The sequence below is a fragment of the Pseudomonas sp. E1BtOHC1 genome (assembly GCF_058744285.1).
Map to the genome: position 1 here is coordinate 5,691,029 of NZ_CP196023.1, position 16,569 is coordinate 5,707,597.

Here is a 16,569-nt window from a genome sequence, read left to right on the forward strand (position 1 = left end):
GCTCAGGCCCGGCGCAGCAACAGACCGGCCACTACGCACAACAGCATGGCCAGCCCCGCCAGCAGGAAGGCATCGCTGTAGGCCAGCAGCAAGGCGTCGCGGTGCAGCACCTTGTCCATCAGGCCCAAAGCTTGCTGACGCAGTGGCGCCAGCGCCGCCGAGTGCAGGGCCCTGGCGTACTCCACCGGCGCCTGGGCCAGCAACCGCACCAGCTCCACCAAACGCTCCTGGGTGGCCTGGGCGAACAGGTTGATGGATTCACCGATGCGCAGGGCATGGAGTTTCTCGCGCTCCACCACGATCTGGCTGGACAGCGCGATACCGATCGCCCCGCCGACATTGCGCACCATGGAGAACAGCCCGGAGGCCGAGCCCACCTGATCCTTTTCCAGCCCCTGGATCGCCATCACCCCCAGCGCCACCACCACCAGCGACTGGCCGATACCGCGCACCACCAGCGACGGCACGATGACATTCACCGAGGCATCGGGGTTGAGGTGGATGTTCATCAGGCAGCCGATGCCAGTGATGGCGAAGCCGGCAATGATGATGGTGCGGGCACTGCTCCAGCGCATCAGGCGCGGGGTGGCGAACGACATGACGAACTGGATCAGGCCATAGGGAATCATCATCAAACCGATCTGCCGGGCGTTGTAGCCGTGGATTTGGGCAAAGTAGTTGGGCACCAGGAACACCACGCCGAACACCACCGCACCGAAGGTGAATTGCATCAGGCTGGCGATGCCGAAGTTGTAGCGGCCCAAGAGGCGCAGGTTGATCAGCGGCTGCTCGCGGCGCAGTTCGATGGCCACGAAAGCCAGCAGGCCGACCGTGGCCAGGACCGCACAGTTGAAGATGAAGCCCGAGGCGAACCAGTCATGGCGGCCGCCCTCCTCCAGCATGATCTGCAACGCCGAGAGGCCCACGGCCATGCTGGCGATCCCGCCCCAGTCGCCCTGGCGCAACTTTGCCAGGACCATGGGCTGGGGCCGCACCGACCAGCCGATGGCCGCCAGCAGCAACAGCCCCGGCGGCACTTGCAGGTAGAAGATCCAGCGCCACGAATAGGCATCGGTGAGCCAGCCGCCCAGGGACGGCCCCGCTGCCTGGGCGACATTGTTGGCCACGGCAAACAGGGCCATGCCCATGGGGTGCCGGGCCGCCGGCAGCTCGGTGACGATCAGCTGGAATGACAAGGGAATCAGTACCCCGCCAAAGGCCCCTTGCAGCACCCGGGCGACGATCAGGCTGTGGATATTCGGTGCCAGGGAGCAGGCGATCGAGAACAGCACGAAACCGGCGGTGCCGACCATCAGCACCCGGCGCATGGAAAACACCGAGACCAGCCAGCCGGTCATGGGAATGATGATGATCTCCGCCACCAGGTAGGCGGTGGTGATCCACGAGCCCTCCTCGAAGGTGGCGCCCAGGGAACCGCGCACGTCCGGCAATGAAGCGTTGGTCACGTGCACGTTCATCCCGGCCATGAAGCAACCCACCACGCTGCCCAGCACCGCCACCCAGGTGCGCAGGGAAATCGCCTGTACGGCGGCCTCGCCCGCGCTGTCATGTACTGCCTGGGCACTACTCATGACGGGTATCCACGCTCACCACTACCGACATTCCGGGGCGCAGTTCTGCCTGTCGCGGCTGCCCCGGATCGAGGCGGATGCGCACCGGCATGCGCTGCACGATCTTGGTGAAGTTGCCGGTGGCGTTGTCCGCCGGCAGCAGGGCGAACTCGGCGCCGGAGGCCGGGGCGAAACTCTCCACCCGGCCCAGCAGCACGTGGCCACCCAAGGCATCGACCTCGACCCGCGCCGGCTGCCCGGGGCGCATGCCGTCGACCTGGGTTTCCTTGTAGTTGGCCACCACATAGGCGTCCTCAGGCACCACCGCCAAGAGCGGTGCGCCGACTTCGACGTACTGCCCCAGGCGCAGGCGGCGCTGGCCGGCGATACCGTCCACCGGGCTGCGGATCAAGGTGCGCGCCAGATCGATACGGGCCAACTGCCGCAGGGCACTGACCCGGGCCACGCCCGCTTCGAGCTTGTCCAGCTGCGCCCGGGCGCTTTGCTGCTCGGTATCGAGCACCTGTACCTGTTGGCGCCGCGCGGTCAGGCTGGCACGGGCTGCGCCCAGGGCGGCATCGGCCTGACGCGCCAAGGCCGCGGCGTTTTCCAGTTGCTGCACGCTGCTGACCTGCTGGCTGGCCAGGTGTTGCTGCCGCCGCCCTTCCTGACCGGCCCGTTGCGCCTCGGCCTCAGCAGCAGCGACCCGGGACTGGGCCTCGGCGATCAGGCTCTGCTGCTGTTGCTGGCGGGCCTTGAGATTGGCCAGCCGCGCCTGCCCGGCACGCTGTTCGGCCTGGGCCTCGCGCAGCGCCGCCTCGGCCTGTTCGACCCGGGCCTGATAGTCGCTGTCATCGATCCGCGCCAGCAGGTCGCCGGCCTTGAGCGGCTGGTTGTCCTGGACCTCGACCGCGGCCAGGTAACCGGCCACCCGTGGCGCGATGGTGACGATGTCCGCGCGCAGGTAGGCGTCGTCGGTCTCCACCAGGAAACGCCCGCTGAACCACCAGTGCAGGCACCAGGCCAGGATCAGCAACACCACCAGCGCCAACCCGGCATAACCCAGGAAGCGACGGCGGGTGACGGCTTGCGCCGGAGAAGCAGGAACAGGGTTCTGGGTCATTGCACTGGCTCGTCGGAAGTTCGCAGGAAAGGGTTGGCCGCCGCCCGGCTCGGCGGCGGAAGGACAATCGGCGGCGCGCTGCGCCAGCCACCGCCCAGGGCCTTGAACACCAGCACCTGGGTATCGATCACGGCCGCATCGGCCTGGGCCGCCGCAGCCCGGGTGCGCACGTCGGTGCGCTGGGCGTCGAGGTAATCCAGGGCACTGGAGGCACCGGCCGCGCGGGCCAGCCCGGCCAGGCGCAGGGCCTGGTGATCGCGCTCGGCCGCCAGGTGCAGGGCATCCTGGCGCTGCAACGCGGCCTGGTAGTCGCTCAAGGCTTGCTGCTGTTCCTTCAAGGCCGCCAGGATGCTGCGGTCAAAATCCGCCAGCGCCGCGCTTTCCCGGGCATCGGCCTGGGTGATGCGCGCGTGGGCAGCATTGAGGTTGGGGAAGCTCCAGGACAGCAGCGGCCCCAATTGCCAGACCGAAGCGTCGCGGTCGTCGAAACCCGAGGGCTGGTGCGCCGACGTGAAGACCCCAGCCCCCAGGCTGACCCGCGGATAGAGGTCGGCCCGAGCCACGCCGATGCGTGCCGTGGCCGCCGCCAGCCGGCGCTCGGCCTGACTCACGTCGGGACGCCGGCGCAGCATGGCCAGGGCATCGCTTTGGGGCATGGGCGAATCCAGGGTCGGGGCCTGGTGGCAAGCCTTGGCCGCCACCGGTGCATCACCCGGAGGGCGCCCCAGCAGTACCGCCAGCTCAGCCAGGGCCCGCTGCCGCCCGGCCTGCAACGGCGGCAGGCTGGCCTGTACCTGGCCCACCAGGCCTTCGGCGCGCACCACATCCAGGGTCACTGCGGCGCCGGCCTGATACAGCTGGGCGCTCAGGGCCCGGCCCTGCTCCACCAGCGCCAGGGATTCACCGGCCACCTGCAGGCGCTGGCCATAGCTGCAAGCCTGCAACCAGGCGCGGGTGGTTTCCGCGGCCACCACCACCCGCAAGCCGTCTTCGGCGGCCCGCGCCGCCTCGGCATCGGCTCGGGCAGCATCGGCCAGGCCGTGCAGACGGCCGAACAGGTCAGCCTCCCACTGCACATCCAGGCCAACCCCGTAGCGGCTGCCGGTGCGGATCCGCTGGCTGTTCTGCAAGGCGGCTTCCAGCTGGTCATCGGCGGTGCTGCCGTAGCCGGCCTGGGCCGTCACCTGGGTGGCGGGCTGGCGCAGGGTATCGGTTTCGCGCAGCAGCGCCCGGGCCTGTAGCAGGTTGGCCGCGGCCATCCGCAGGTCGCGGTTCTGGCTCAGGGCCTCCTGCACGGCGGCATTGAGCCCCGGGTCACGGTACAGCTGCCACCATTGGTCGAGCCCCTGCTCGGCCGCTGCATCCAGCTGGCTCACAGGCAGGGGCACAGTGCTGCCGGGCGGCCGTTCCGGCCCCAGGGTGCAGCCGGCCAACAGGGCGCACAGGGCCCATGCAGGTCTTGGGTAAATGGGCATGGGAAGTACTCACGGATTCGAAGCAGCTACTTTAGAAAGGCCAACTGGCGACCGTCTAACGAGAACTTCTTTTCAATTATCGCGAAATGGTCATCTTTCCCCCTGAGCCGCTTCCTTCCAGGTATGCGGTCATGGCCCCAGGCTGTCGCCCAGCTGAACGAATTCGCACTGGCTCTACGGCGATCCAGCACCGTGGATACAATTTGATACTTCTCCCCACCCCCGCCGATCGATCGCCATGACCGAAGACTTCGATGTGCCCAGCCCCCACGAAAAGCACCTGGAACACGTGGCCGAACACGCCCACGCCCGCAGCGACAATTTCGCCAGCAAGATCGCGGTGATGACAGCAATCATGGCCACCCTGGGAGCGCTGCTGAGCTATCAGGCCGGCTCCACGGAAAGCCTCGCGGCCATGGACAAGAACAACGCCGCCATGAAGAAGACCGAAGCCGCCAACCAGTGGAGCTACTACCAGGCCAAGTCCAGCCGGCAGAACCTGGCGGAACTGGCGACCCATATTCCCGGGGTCGATGCCACGCATTACGGCATCGAGGCCCAGCGCTACCAGAAGGAAAAGGAGGCAGTGCGCCTCAAGGCCGAGGCTCTGGAAGCCGAGGCTCGGGACTGGGACGAGCAATCGGAAGCCGCGCTGCACCAGCACCACCGCTGGGCCCAGGCGATGATGGCGATCCAGATCGCCATCTCGATGGCGGCCATCACCCTGCTGACCCGCAAGGAATGGTTGAAGAAGCTCGCCTACGGCGCGGCCGGCGGCAGCGTGCTGCTGGGTTCCCTGGCCTGGCTGCACCTCTAGAAAACCCGCTCGGGTAGCGCCCAGACCGGCGAGCCGGTGCGTCTCTTGAATCTCACCGGGCTGTCGCAGTTTGCGAAAAGCCGCCGCCGCGCCAGCCTCGGTCATGTGCCCAAGCCCCCGCAATCCCGAGGCCACGCCGCCACGGCGGAACTGGCATAGCCATTGCGAAAGCCCCTGCCTCACCTACAACAAGAGGCTTCGCCATGGCTATTGCCCCACTGCTCGCCGCTACCACGGCGTTTATCCAGCGCGCCCCGCGCATGTTGATCGGCGCCCACTGGGTCGAGGCCGCCGATGGCCAGACCATGCCCCTGCGCAACCCCGCCACCGGCGAACAGCTGTGCCTGGTGCCCCGAGCCACGGTGGACGATGTCGATCGTGCAGTGCTGGCGGCGCGTCAGGCTTTCGACGACTCCTCCTGGACCCGTACCCGCCCCCGGGAGCGGCAGAACCTGCTGTGGAAACTCGCCGACCTGATGCAGCGCGACGCCGAACTGCTGGCCCAACTGGAATGCCTGAACAATGGCAAGAGCGCCGCCGTGGCCCAGGCCATGGACGTGCAGTTGTCCATCGACTTCTTGCGCTACATGGCCGGCTGGGCCACCAAGATCGAAGGCGCCAGCGTCGAGGTTTCGCTGCCGCTGATGCCCGACGACCAGTTCCACAGCTTCATCCGTCGCGAAGCGCTGGGCGTGGTCGGCGCCATCGTCGCCTGGAACTTCCCCTTGCTGCTGGCCTGCTGGAAACTCGGCCCGGCCCTGGCCACCGGTTGCACCCTGGTGCTCAAGCCGGCCGATGAAACCCCGCTCAGCGCCCTGAAACTGGCGGAACTGGTGCAGGAAGCCGGCTACCCCGACGGCGTGTTCAACGTGGTCACCGGTACCGGCATCACCGCCGGCAGCGCCCTGACCCACAACCCTCTGGTGGACAAACTGACCTTTACCGGCTCCACCGCCGTGGGCAAAGAAATCGGCAAGATCGCCATGGACTCCATGACCCGGGTCACCCTGGAGCTGGGGGGCAAGTCGCCGACCATCGTCATGGCCGATGCCGACCTGGCCAGCGCCGCCGCCGGGGCCGCCAGCGCGATCTTCTTCAATCAGGGCCAGGTGTGCTGCGCCGGCTCGCGGCTGTATGTGCAGCGCAAGCACTTCGACAACGTGGTAGCCGACATTGCCGGCATCGCCAATGCCATGAAACTGGGCAACGGCCTGGACGCCAGCGTCGAAATGGGCCCGCTGATTTCCGCGCGCCAGCAGGAACGGGTCTACCGCTACATCGAGATGGGCCGGGACAGCGGCGCCACCATTGCCTGTGGCGGCGAGCAGTTCGGTCCGGGGTATTTCGTCAAACCGACGGTGATCGTCGATGTCGACCAGAAGCACTCGCTGGTCCAGGAAGAAATCTTCGGCCCGGTGCTGGTGGCGATTCCCTTCGACGACGAGGCCGACGCCCTGCGCATGGCCAACGACAGCCCCTATGGCCTGGGCGCAAGCATCTGGTCCAACGATCTGGCAGCGGTGCACCGGATGATTCCGAAGATCAAGTCCGGCTCGGTGTGGGTCAACTGCCACAGCGCCCTGGACCCGGCACTGCCGTTCGGCGGCTACAAGATGTCCGGACTCGGCCGGGAAATGGGCCACGCGGCCATCGAGCACTACACCGAGCTGAAATCGGTGCTGATCAAGCTCTGAGCCGCGGCCAGGGCGAACGCCCCTCGGCCTGCCGGATGACGCCTGGGATGCTCCAGGGACGACGGCGCTGGATGGCCGCGGGGCGGTTCGCGAGCAAGCTCGCTCCTACGTGGGCATCCGCGTAGGCGCCGACTTGCCGGCGAAAGGGCCCTAAGGTCGATAGCCCTGGGCCAGCAACCAGCCCCGCACCACCCGTCCCTGCTCCGGGCTCAGGTCCGCCAGCGCCTGAGTCGGGGGCTGGTGCTGCAAGCGTCGCAACAACGGCGCCAGTTCCACACCCTGCACATGCCAGATGCCCAGGGGCTGATCCGGGGTGATCACCACTTCGGCTGCGTCCACCAGGCCATCGCGCAGTACCGGGGCGTGCTCGATACGCAAGGCTGCGAAGTCCACGCTGGCGTGCGCCGGCTGGCGGTCCGGCCACTGCCGGCGGGCCTGCCAGAACGGCTGCTCGGGCCAACGTTGCTCGTCGGCGTAGAAGTCCCGGCCGATGCGGGCAAACCGCAGGAACAGTTGCTCCACCCGTTGCTGATGAAAACGCCAGGCCAGGGCCGTGCGCTCCGGCCGCTGCAACAGGGTATTGATCACCGCCGGCGCCTGCAGGGCCGAGGACAGGGACTGGAAGATGCCATTGCCAGACAGCGGGTCCACCGCCATGGCCGCATCCCCTACCCGCAGCCAGTGATCGCCGCACACCTGGGGGCAGAGAATCGCCGTGCTGCTACGGGCGTGCAGGTGCAGATCATGTTCGACACCACCGGCAAAAAAATCCGCGACCAGGGCAGACGCCTGACGGCGCCGACGGCAGTACTCCAGCAACTGCGCCTTGCCCGGCAGTGCAGCGCTGGCCACATCCAGGGTCAGTTGCCAGTAGCACTGGCCGTCGCTGCGCCGGGCCATCCAGGCCCAGCCGTCCTCCAGGCTGTGCACGGCACTGGCGGCAGTGCCGGGCGGCCCTTGCCAACGGTTGAGCAGGCTGAGGGTTTCCGGGCCACGCCGTCCGTTCCCGACGCCCTGCTGCAGTGCCTTGTCCAATGCAGGCGCCTGACGTCCGCGGGCTTCGACCAGGAACTCGCCGAGCTGCTCCTCGTGCCCCTGCACCTGCACCCGGTGCCCGAGCGCAGTGGACTGCACACCCAGCACGCGGCCCTGGATCAGCGTCACCCCGGCCTGATGCAGGGCATCGCGCAGGCCACGGTCGAACGTTGGGCGATCCAGCAGGTATTCGATGTTCTGCGCGTGCTGCGCGCCGTTCCACGCCACTTGCCGCTGGGAAGGGTGCAGAGCCTGGGCCAGTGCCGACTCCAGACCAGCGCTGCGCAGGGCCTCCAGCACCCGCACGGAAACCCCTTCCAGAGCCGGAAAACGCCGCCAGTCGCTGATCAGGGTCACCGGGTAACCGAGGCGCCGCAGCCCCAGGGCCACCGCCGCACCGGCCGGCCCCGCCCCCAGGATCAGGATCGATTGCATGGCACGCTCCGGCGCTCGGGCCCCTGGTAGGCGGCCTGCTCCTGCAGCCACTGGCGCACCTGCAGATTGCTCGCGCTGGGCTGGGTCTTGAGGTAGGCGGCGATATGCCCGCTCAACGCGGCACAGCCCAGGCTGGCGCCGGACGGCCCCGGGCGGCTGGCGCGCACGCAGGCGGCGAAATCGGCCTGGGCGGTATTCAGCCACGACCACTGCTGTAGGCTGCAGCGCGCATCGCCGGTGACCCGCAACACGCCAGGATAGCTGGCCGGGAATACCGGCTCACCCTGGGCCGGGCTGGATGCGCAGAGCAGCACGCCACGAGCCACCGCCTCGGCACAGGCGGCGCGCAGTGAATCGCGATCCTGGCGCAGCCCGAGGCTGAGGTTGATCAGGCGTACATCCTGTTCCAGCAGCCAATACAGGGCGGCACTGACTTGCGCGGCGCTGGTGACCCCGCGCTGATCGAACACCTGGGCCAGATACAGCTGGGCATCGGGCGCGCGCTGCTCGATGGCCTCGATGATCGCGCTGCCATGGCCGAGAGCGTCCTGCTGCAACTCGCCCTCGCCCATGCCTTGCGCCAGCAGAAAGAAACGCCGGCCGGCCGCCACCCGCTGATGAGGGGCATGGCCGCTGTCGATCACGCCGATGCGCAGTTCAGACTTCATGGGCCACCACCACGCTATGCAATACACCGTCCAGCAACTCGAAGCGCAGGTCGGCATCGGCCAGGGTCGAAGGCCGGTGGCTGATCAGGATGCGCGTACGCCCGGCGAACAGACGGTCGATGGCTTCGATCACCTCGCGCTCGGTGGCCTCGTCCACCGCCGAAGTGGCTTCGTCCAGCACCAGGATCAGCGGGTCCTGGAGCAATGCACGGGCGATAGCAATGCGCTGTTTCTGCCCACCGGACAACTGCTGGCCGCGCTCCCCCAGGGGACTGTCCAGGCCCTCGGGCAGAGACTCGATCAGCCCCTGCAATTGCGCCAGCCGCGCCACTTCGGCCACGGCTTCACGGCTGGCAGCGGGCACGCTGTAGGCCAGGTTGTCCGCCAGGCTGCCGCGAAACAGCACAATGTCCTGACTGACCACCGCCACCTGACAACGCAGTTGCGCCAGGTCCAGTTGACGCAGGTCGATGCCCCCCAGCAGGACCTGCCCGGACTGGGGATCGTGGTGACGCTGCAACAGGTCGATCAAGGTGCTTTTACCGGCCCCCGAAGTGCCGCTGAGGGCCACCTTGAGGCCGTAGGGAATCCGCGCTTCGATGCCCTTGAGGATCGAGCCGCGCCCCGGATGACTGAAGTGCACATCCTTGAAGTGCAGCTCGCCGTTGTCCGGCACCGGCAACGGCGCCGCGGGGGTGCTGATGCCCGGCTCCTCACCACGCAGCTCCATGACCCGGCCCAGGCTCACGGTCATGCGCTGGATCGCCACATACAATCCCAGCAGGCTCTGTACCGGGCCCACCGCCATGCCCAGGTAGGTGGAAAAAGCGATCAGCGCCCCCAGTTGCCAGGTGCCCTGCACCACCCAGTAGCCGCCAATCAGGAAGGCGCAGGCCCGGGACAGCGAGGTCAGGGTACCGGGTACCGCCTGGGTGAAGAACTCGGTGACTTGCAGCTTCAGCAACTGGCTCAGGTAGCCCTGGCCGAGGCGATCCAGGCGCTGGGCCTCCCGTTGCTGCTGGCCGGCGCTCTGGATGAATTTCATCACCGGCAGGGTTTCCACCATGAACGAGGACATGTCCGCAGAGCGCTCGCGCAACTGGCGGACATCGCGCTCCACCTTGCGCCGCATCCAGCGCAACCAGAGCACATCCAGGGGAATCAGCACCAGGGCCAGCAGCGAGAGTTTCCAGGACAGGGTCAGGAGCATGGCCAGGGCGACGACAAGACCGATCACACTGGACACTGCGGAGAACAGCGAGTCCACGGCAAAGCGCTGGATTTCCGCGACATCGCCGTCCAGGCGCGACATCAGGTCGCCGATTCGCCGTTGACCGTAGAAGCTTGGCGACAGCCGTTGCAGATGGCGGTAGAGGTCGTCGCGCAGGGCAAACAGGATGCGCCCGGACAGGCGTGTATGCAGGTAGCGATTGACCCCGGACAGCAGCGTGCCCAGCAGGCCGGCGAGGATCATCAGGCCGGCGATCAGCACCAGTCTGGAAAAGTCGCGGGCCAGCAGCCCGTCGTCGATCAGCAGCTTGGTCAGCCAGGGTTGCACCAGCACCAGCAACGAGGCGCACACCGACAGCCCCAGCAGACCGCCGATGGCCAGCCGGTGGGGCCGCACGAAACTGTAGAGCCAGCCCAGGGCGGCACTCAGGGCCTGGGGATCGCGGCTGTCCACCAGCCGGGTGATCAGGCGCTGCATCAGGAGCGCAACTGCTTGAGCTTGCGGTACAGGGTCGCGCGGCTGATGCCCAGGGCGTCCGCTGCCGCCGAAACATTGCCCTGATGGTTGTCCAGGGCAGTGCGGATCAGCTCCAGTTCGTTCTCGCGGATGCTCCCGGTCTGCGGCCGTTGATGGGCATTGAGGTCGTCGAGCATGCTGTCCGGCAAGTGCTCCAGGCCGATATGACTCTCACCCTCTTCGCGCAGGGCCAGGGCGGTGCGCAGGACCATCTCCAACTGGCGGATATTGCCGGGCCAGTGGTAGTCGGCCAACAGGCGGCGCAGATCCTCGGCGATGTTCACCTCGGCGCCGCCGAGCTTGGCCAGCAGGCTGTCCACCAGGGCCGCCAGGTCTTCGCGCTCGCGCAGGGCCGGCAACAGCACGCTGATGCCGTTGACCCGGTAGAACAGGTCTTGGCGAAAGGCCTGGTCCTGCACCTGCTGCTTGAGGTCGCGGTGGGTGGCGCAGATCAGGGCAATGTCGATGTCCTGTTCCTCACCGGCCCCCAGGGGCGCCACCTTGCGGTCTTGCAAGACCCGTAACAGGCGGGCCTGCAGGGCCAGAGGCATGTCGCCGATTTCATCGAGGAACAAGGTGCCACCGTGGGCCTGTTGCAGGCGCCCGATCATCCCGCCGCGGCGCGAGCCGGTGAAGGCACCTTCGCGGTAGCCGAACAGTTCCGACTCGATCAGGCCTTCGGGAATCGCCGCGCAGTTGACCGCGACAAAGGGTTTCTCGGCACGACTGCCCGCGCGATGCAGGGCCCGGGCCAGGACTTCCTTGCCGGTGCCGGTTTCTCCCAGCAACAACACTGGCAAGCCGTTGGCCAGGCCCTGGCGGGCCATGCGCAGGGTGCGGGCGTAGCGGCTGTTGCCCCCGGCCAGGGCTTCCAGGTCCTGGGGCATGGGCGTGGCTTTCGGCGTGCTGCGGGGCGTACGGTGCAGGTTCAGCGCAGGCTGGGGCGCCCGCAGAGCCTTGTAGAACAACTCGCCCTTGGCGGTCTGCAGGCTGCCCACGGCGCCTTGCTGTAGGCGCGCGAGCAGTTGCAGGCCGTCGACCCCGAGGAACTCCTCGCAACGCCGCCCCACCAGAGCCGCACGCGGGGTGTTGAGCAACTGGCAGGCCTGGCCGCTGACCGCAAGAATCTGCCCGCCCAGGCTCAGGGCCAACAGGCCTTGCCAGGGCGATTCGAGGTATTGCCGACGACTGTGGAAGGCCAGGACGATCTGCTCCGGGTAGGACGCGTGGAACACCCGGGCCTCGATCTGGCTGACCGCCATGGACAACAGCGCGGTGCTGTCCTGGACGCGGCCCAGGGGGCCTTCGCGGGTCAGGTCAAGGACCCCGAGGATCTCGCCCTGGGGGCATTGGATGGGCACCGATGTGCAGGAAAAATGGCTGAGGCGATCCAGGTAGTGTTCGCCGCAATCGATCAGGGTCGGCCGGGCTTCCACCAGGGCCGTGCCCAGGGCGTTGGTGCCGCGAGTGGCTTCGCTCCAGCAGGCGCCGAGGGTGATGTCCTGCACCCCGCTGTCCTTGAGCCGATCGGCCCGGCCCTCGATGGCCAGGATGGTGGCGTCGGCATTGGCGAGGATGATCATGCCGTCCTGGCCCTGATGCTGGGTCAGGTAGTCAATGGCCGGGGTCGCCGCGTCCAGCAACAGGCGGTTGCTGGCCAGCAGCACCTCGAGGCTGGCGCTGGATTCCAGGGTCAGTTGGTGTTGGCTGCCAAAGTGCACACCATGGCTGAGGCTGCGCCGCCATGAGGCATCGATTTCCGCACGCAGGACCCCGTCGGGGATCTGGCCTTCCAGGTGCAGCCGTTCCCGGGCCAGCCGGGCTTCGTGTTGCTGCTCACCCTTTATTGTTTTTATAAGCGTCATCAAGCGCTCCGAATCGGTCCGCCCGCTGCTTCCCGCTCCACTCCCTTGGATTGCGCGAGGCACGCAAGCCGTGGTCAATGTCTACACCGGGTTCAGAGGGCAGTAAAGGGGCTTGGCCCGGATCATCGGGCAGCCCTGCATTGCTTACCCTGTGATTCGAGATCAAGCAAAACCTGCGCCAGTGAAACGGGCGCCCGAGCATCTTGACGTTAACGTAAAGCAAATGGCAAGTACCGCATGCCTCCTCCCAGCCCCTGCTGCAGGAGCTGGCTTGCCGGCGAAGAGAGCCTTGAGAGCAGCGCAAGACTTGAGGGCCCTTTCGCCGGCAAGCCGGCTCCTACGGTGGGGGAGAAATGCAGGTTTACCGTAGGAGCTGGCTTGCCAGCGAAAAGGGCATTGAGCGGAACGCCGACCGGCCGGTCCTAAAGGGCCCAGGCGGCGCTGTCGGCAAAGAAGGCGCGAGCGTTGTCTTCCAGGCTGTCCAGGTGGTAACCACCTTCCTGAACAATCAGGCACGGCAGGCCCAGGCTGCGGATGCGCTGGCCAAGGATGGCGAAGCCGTCTCGGGTCACCGCGACCTTGCTTTGCGGGTCGAGCTCGTAGATATCGAAACCCAGGGACAGCACCAGCACCTCGGCACCGAATTCCTTCACCGCCACCAGGGACTGTTCCAGGCGGGCAAGGAAATCCCCTTCGCTGGCGCCGTGGGCCATGGGCAAGTTGAGGTTGTAGCCCTCCCCCGCTCCGGCGCCACGCTCTTCGGCAAAGCCGGCCACCCCCGGGTAGAAGTTGGTCGGGTCGCCATGCACCGAGACATACAAGACGTCGGCGCGCTCGTAGAAGATTTCCTGGATACCCTGGCCGTGGTGCATGTCGGTGTCGAGCACCGCCACCCGGGCGTATTTGTCCCGCAGGACCTGGGCCGCCACTGCCGCGTTGTTCAGGTAGCAGAAACCGCCTGCGGCTTCGGCCCGCGCGTGGTGGCCCGGCGGGCGGCACAAGGCGTAGGCTGCCGGCTCACCGTCGAGCAATGCCTGGGCCCCGGCGACGGCACTTTGCGCCGACCAGTAGGCTGCACGCCAAGTCGACTCACCCACCGGGCAACTGCCGTCGGCCAGGTAGCACGCGGCCTGGGCCAGAACCCCGCGCAGGGCATTGGGCTCACGCACGAAGATGTTGGACATCACCTCATCGCCCCAGTCTTCGGGGATGTCCTTCCAGCCCTGGTGCGCATCCTGCAGGAACGCCAAGTACGGCGCGCCGTGTACCGCCAACAACGGTGCCATCCCGGCATCCCGTGGCTGCTCGACGGCAAAACCCAGGGAGTGTGCGGCCTGCACCAGGCGCTGGGCGCGCTCCGGCACCTCCTGGGGTATGCGCATCTGGCCGCGCGAGTAGTAGCTGCGTGGATGGTGGAGCAACTGTTCGGGGTGGAAAAAACTGCGCATGACCTTCTCCTTATTCAACCTGGCCGGCACGGGCCAGCACGGCGTTAAGCAATACATCGGCGCCCTGGCGCACGTCCTCGGGCAACACGTCTTCGGCTTCGTTGTGACTCAGGCCACCGACACAGGGAATGAACACCATGGCGGTGGGGCAATAGCGTGCCAGCAGGATGGCGTCGTGGCCGGCGCCGCTAACGATGGACTGCTGAGCATAGCCAAGCCCTTCCACCGCCTGTTGCACCGCCGCCACGCAGTCGGCGTCAAAGGGCGTGGCCGGGCTGACCCAGTGACGGTCGATGCTGACCTTGAGCCCGCGCTGCCGGGCAATGCTGCCCAGGCGTTCCTCTACCTGCTGCTCCATGGCGGCAATCTGCTGATCATGGTGGTGGCGCAGGTCGACGGTGAAGGTCAGCAACCCGGGAATGGTATTGCGCGACGACTTGGCGACGCTCAGCTCACCGACAGTGGTCAGGCCTTGCGGGGCAAAATCCACCGCCAACTGCTCCACGGCGAGGATCATCTGCGCGGCGCCATACAAGGCATCCTTGCGCAGTGGCATCGGCGTGGTGCCGGCGTGAGCAGCCATGCCTTCAACCTGAACATCGAGCCAACGGATTGCCTGGCCGCCACTGACCACGCCAATGCTCTTGGCGTTGTCTTCAAGGATCGGGCCCTGCTCGATATGGGCTTCGAAATAGGCATCCACCGCCCCGCCCAAAGGCCGATTGCCAGCGTAACCGGTGCGCTGCAGAGCCTGGGCGACGCTGATGCCATCGGCATCGCGCACCGCCAGGGCGGCGTCCAGGGACATGCTCCCGGTGAACACCGCCGAGCCGAACATCGCCGGGGTGAAGCGCGCGCCCTCCTCGTTGGTCCACACCGCCACCTCCAGGGGCTTGCGGGTCCGGACCCCAAGATCATTGAGCGTGCGCACCACTTCCAACCCGGCCAGCACGCCGTAGACACCGTCAAAACGTCCACCTTCGGGCTGGGTGTCGAGGTGGCTGCCCATCATCACTGGAGCAGCGTCCGGGTCGCTGCCGGGACGGCGGGCAAACAGGTTGCCGATGGGGTCGACGCTCAGGGTCATGCCGGCTTCTGTACACCAGTGGGCGAAGAGCTCGCGCCCGGCCCGGTCCTCATCGCTCAGGGCCAGACGGCAGCTACCGCCGCGAGCGGTGGCGCCGATTTCGGCCATGGCCATCAGGCTCGCCCAGAGGCGTTCGCCATTGATTTTCAACATCAATCATTTCTCCAGACAATCAAGCGTTGGACGCCATTTCCAGGCGCTGGGCGTGGGCATGTCGGCGCGACAGGGCCAGCACGCAAATCAGCGATACCGCGGCGATCAGGCTGTAGAACAGCGCCATCGGCCACCATTGGCCGATGAACCTGTGGGCCAGCCAGGTGCCGATCAGCGGGGTCAGGCCACCGGCCAGGGCACCGCAGACTTGATAGGCGAGGGAGATCGCGGTGTAGCGCACCCGCGTCTCGAACATGCCGCTGACGTAACCGGCGATCACCGCGTAGAAGGAGGCCATGCACACCACTGCCAAGGCGATGCCGAAGATCATCAGGGGCGCCTGAGCGGAACTCACCAGCACAAACATCGGATAGGGCGAGGCCATGGCCAGTACTGACACCAGGCATAGAAAGCGCGTGGCGCCGATTTTCTCGGCGGTCCAGGCCGCCAGGGGCTGGATGCAGAACTGGATGATCGCCACCACGAACAGGCATTCGAGAATCAACGAACGGGGGATTTCCAGTTGCTGGGTGGTGTAGGCAATCATGAAGGTGTTGGTGAAATACACCCCGGCGATTCCCAGGGTATTGGCGCCAATGCACAGCAGCAGCGGGCGCCAGGCCGTGCGCAGCACTTCCATCACGGGTGCCTGCTCCTTGCGCACCGATTTGGCCGCCTGCTCGCGGCTGGCGAGAAATTCCGGCGACTCGTTGACCCCCAGGCGTATCGCCAGGCCCACCAGCAGCAACAACGCGCTGGCGAGGAACGGCAGGCGCCAACCCCAACTCATCAGCGCGTCCTCGGGCAGGCGGGTCACGGCGCTGAAAGCCAGTAACGAAAGGATCAGTCCCGCCGGGCTACCCAATTGGGCGAAGGAGGCGAAGAAGTTGCGCCGGCCCTTGGGCGCATGTTCGCCGGCCATCAGCACCGCCCCGCCCCACTCGCCTCCCACGGCAATGCCCTGGACGATGCGCAGCAGGATCAACAGCACCGGGGCCAGGGCGCCGATCTGTGCATAAGTCGGCAGCAAGCCGATGCACACGGTGACCACGCCCATCATCAGCAAGGTGATGACCAGGGATTTCTTGCGGCCGATACGGTCGCCGATATGGCCGAAGATGATGCCCCCCAGGGGCCGGGCGAAGAAGCCCACGGCAAAGGTCCCGAAAGCGGCCATGGTGCTGAACAGTTTGTCGTCGGAGGGGAAGAACAAGGCACCGAACACCAGCGCCGCAGCGGTGGCGTAGATGTAGAAGTCGTACCACTCGATCATGGTGCCGATAAAGGCGGCAGCCGCGGCTCGGCGTGGCTGCGGCGAAGCGGAAGGCTTCATGGTTGGCTCCTTTGGTTATTTTTGTGGCAGGAGAAAGGGTCAAACGCAGGGGCTTCTGTGGGCGCCTGTCTGGGAGGGATTTATCCGTTTCGCCAGATAATTAGTCAATTTTCTATTG

At 66.7% G+C, this 16,569-nt stretch carries 12 protein-coding genes; 2 read left to right on the forward strand and 10 right to left on the reverse strand.

The features are described 5' to 3' along the window. Positions 1-2: 2 nt before the first annotated feature. Genes ACSSVC_RS25600 through ACSSVC_RS25610 form a run of 3 tightly spaced genes read right to left on the reverse strand, consistent with a single transcriptional unit; the run spans position 3 to position 4,169 of the window. A complete protein-coding gene (locus ACSSVC_RS25600) occupies positions 3-1,592 on the reverse strand; it encodes a DHA2 family efflux MFS transporter permease subunit (protein WP_346636186.1) in 1,590 nt (529 codons plus the stop codon). Next, the gene (locus ACSSVC_RS25605; protein WP_492611645.1) at positions 1,585-2,694 is read right to left on the reverse strand and encodes an HlyD family secretion protein; all 1,110 of its coding nucleotides are present in this window, start codon (positions 2,692-2,694) and stop codon (positions 1,585-1,587) included. The genes ACSSVC_RS25600 and ACSSVC_RS25605 overlap by 8 nt, the downstream gene beginning before the upstream one ends. Then, the gene (locus ACSSVC_RS25610) at positions 2,691-4,169 is read right to left on the reverse strand and encodes an efflux transporter outer membrane subunit (protein WP_346636188.1); all 1,479 of its coding nucleotides are present in this window, start codon (positions 4,167-4,169) and stop codon (positions 2,691-2,693) included. Before ACSSVC_RS25610 ends, ACSSVC_RS25605 begins: the two co-directional genes overlap by 4 nt. Before the next feature lie 238 nt (positions 4,170-4,407). Here ACSSVC_RS25610 and ACSSVC_RS25615 point away from each other — a divergent pair, with 238 nt between their 5' ends. Further along, positions 4,408-4,986 (forward strand): DUF4337 domain-containing protein, encoded by a 579-nt coding sequence (locus ACSSVC_RS25615; protein WP_346636189.1) that lies wholly within the window; start codon positions 4,408-4,410, stop codon positions 4,984-4,986. Positions 4,987-5,189: 203 nt separating this feature from the next. After that, positions 5,190-6,680, forward strand: a complete 1,491-nt coding sequence (locus ACSSVC_RS25620) for an aldehyde dehydrogenase family protein (protein WP_346636190.1) — start codon at positions 5,190-5,192, stop codon at positions 6,678-6,680. Between the two features lie 150 nt (positions 6,681-6,830). On the opposite strand, the gene qhpG is transcribed toward ACSSVC_RS25620, so the two are convergent. The 7 genes from qhpG to ACSSVC_RS25655 all read right to left on the reverse strand — a co-directional run bounded on the left by qhpG (position 6,831) and on the right by ACSSVC_RS25655 (position 16,451). Continuing rightward, complete coding sequence (gene qhpG / locus ACSSVC_RS25625; RefSeq protein WP_346636191.1) at positions 6,831-8,150, reverse strand: flavin-dependent monooxygenase QhpG; 1,320 nt, start codon at positions 8,148-8,150, stop codon at positions 6,831-6,833. Beyond that, positions 8,135-8,818, reverse strand: a complete 684-nt coding sequence (gene qhpE, locus ACSSVC_RS25630) for a subtilisin-like serine protease QhpE (RefSeq protein ID WP_404937395.1) — start codon at positions 8,816-8,818, stop codon at positions 8,135-8,137. The genes qhpG and qhpE overlap by 16 nt, the downstream gene beginning before the upstream one ends. After that, positions 8,808-10,526 (reverse strand): ABC transporter ATP-binding protein, encoded by a 1,719-nt coding sequence (locus tag ACSSVC_RS25635; protein WP_346636193.1) that lies wholly within the window; start codon positions 10,524-10,526, stop codon positions 8,808-8,810. The genes qhpE and ACSSVC_RS25635 overlap by 11 nt, the downstream gene beginning before the upstream one ends. Then, positions 10,526-12,430 (reverse strand): sigma-54-dependent Fis family transcriptional regulator, encoded by a 1,905-nt coding sequence (locus tag ACSSVC_RS25640; protein WP_492611646.1) that lies wholly within the window; start codon positions 12,428-12,430, stop codon positions 10,526-10,528. Before ACSSVC_RS25640 ends, ACSSVC_RS25635 begins: the two co-directional genes overlap by 1 nt. Positions 12,431-12,852: 422 nt before the next feature. After that, the gene (locus ACSSVC_RS25645; protein ID WP_446440632.1) at positions 12,853-13,878 is read right to left on the reverse strand and encodes a histone deacetylase family protein; all 1,026 of its coding nucleotides are present in this window, start codon (positions 13,876-13,878) and stop codon (positions 12,853-12,855) included. A 10-nt stretch (positions 13,879-13,888) separates the two neighbouring features. Next, positions 13,889-15,118, reverse strand: a complete 1,230-nt coding sequence (locus tag ACSSVC_RS25650) for a Zn-dependent hydrolase (RefSeq protein WP_492611647.1) — start codon at positions 15,116-15,118, stop codon at positions 13,889-13,891. Between the two features lie 19 nt (positions 15,119-15,137). After that, positions 15,138-16,451: an MFS transporter gene (locus tag ACSSVC_RS25655; protein WP_404937400.1), complete on the reverse strand. Its 1,314-nt coding sequence runs from the start codon at positions 16,449-16,451 to the stop codon at positions 15,138-15,140. Positions 16,452-16,569: the final 118 nt, after the last annotated feature.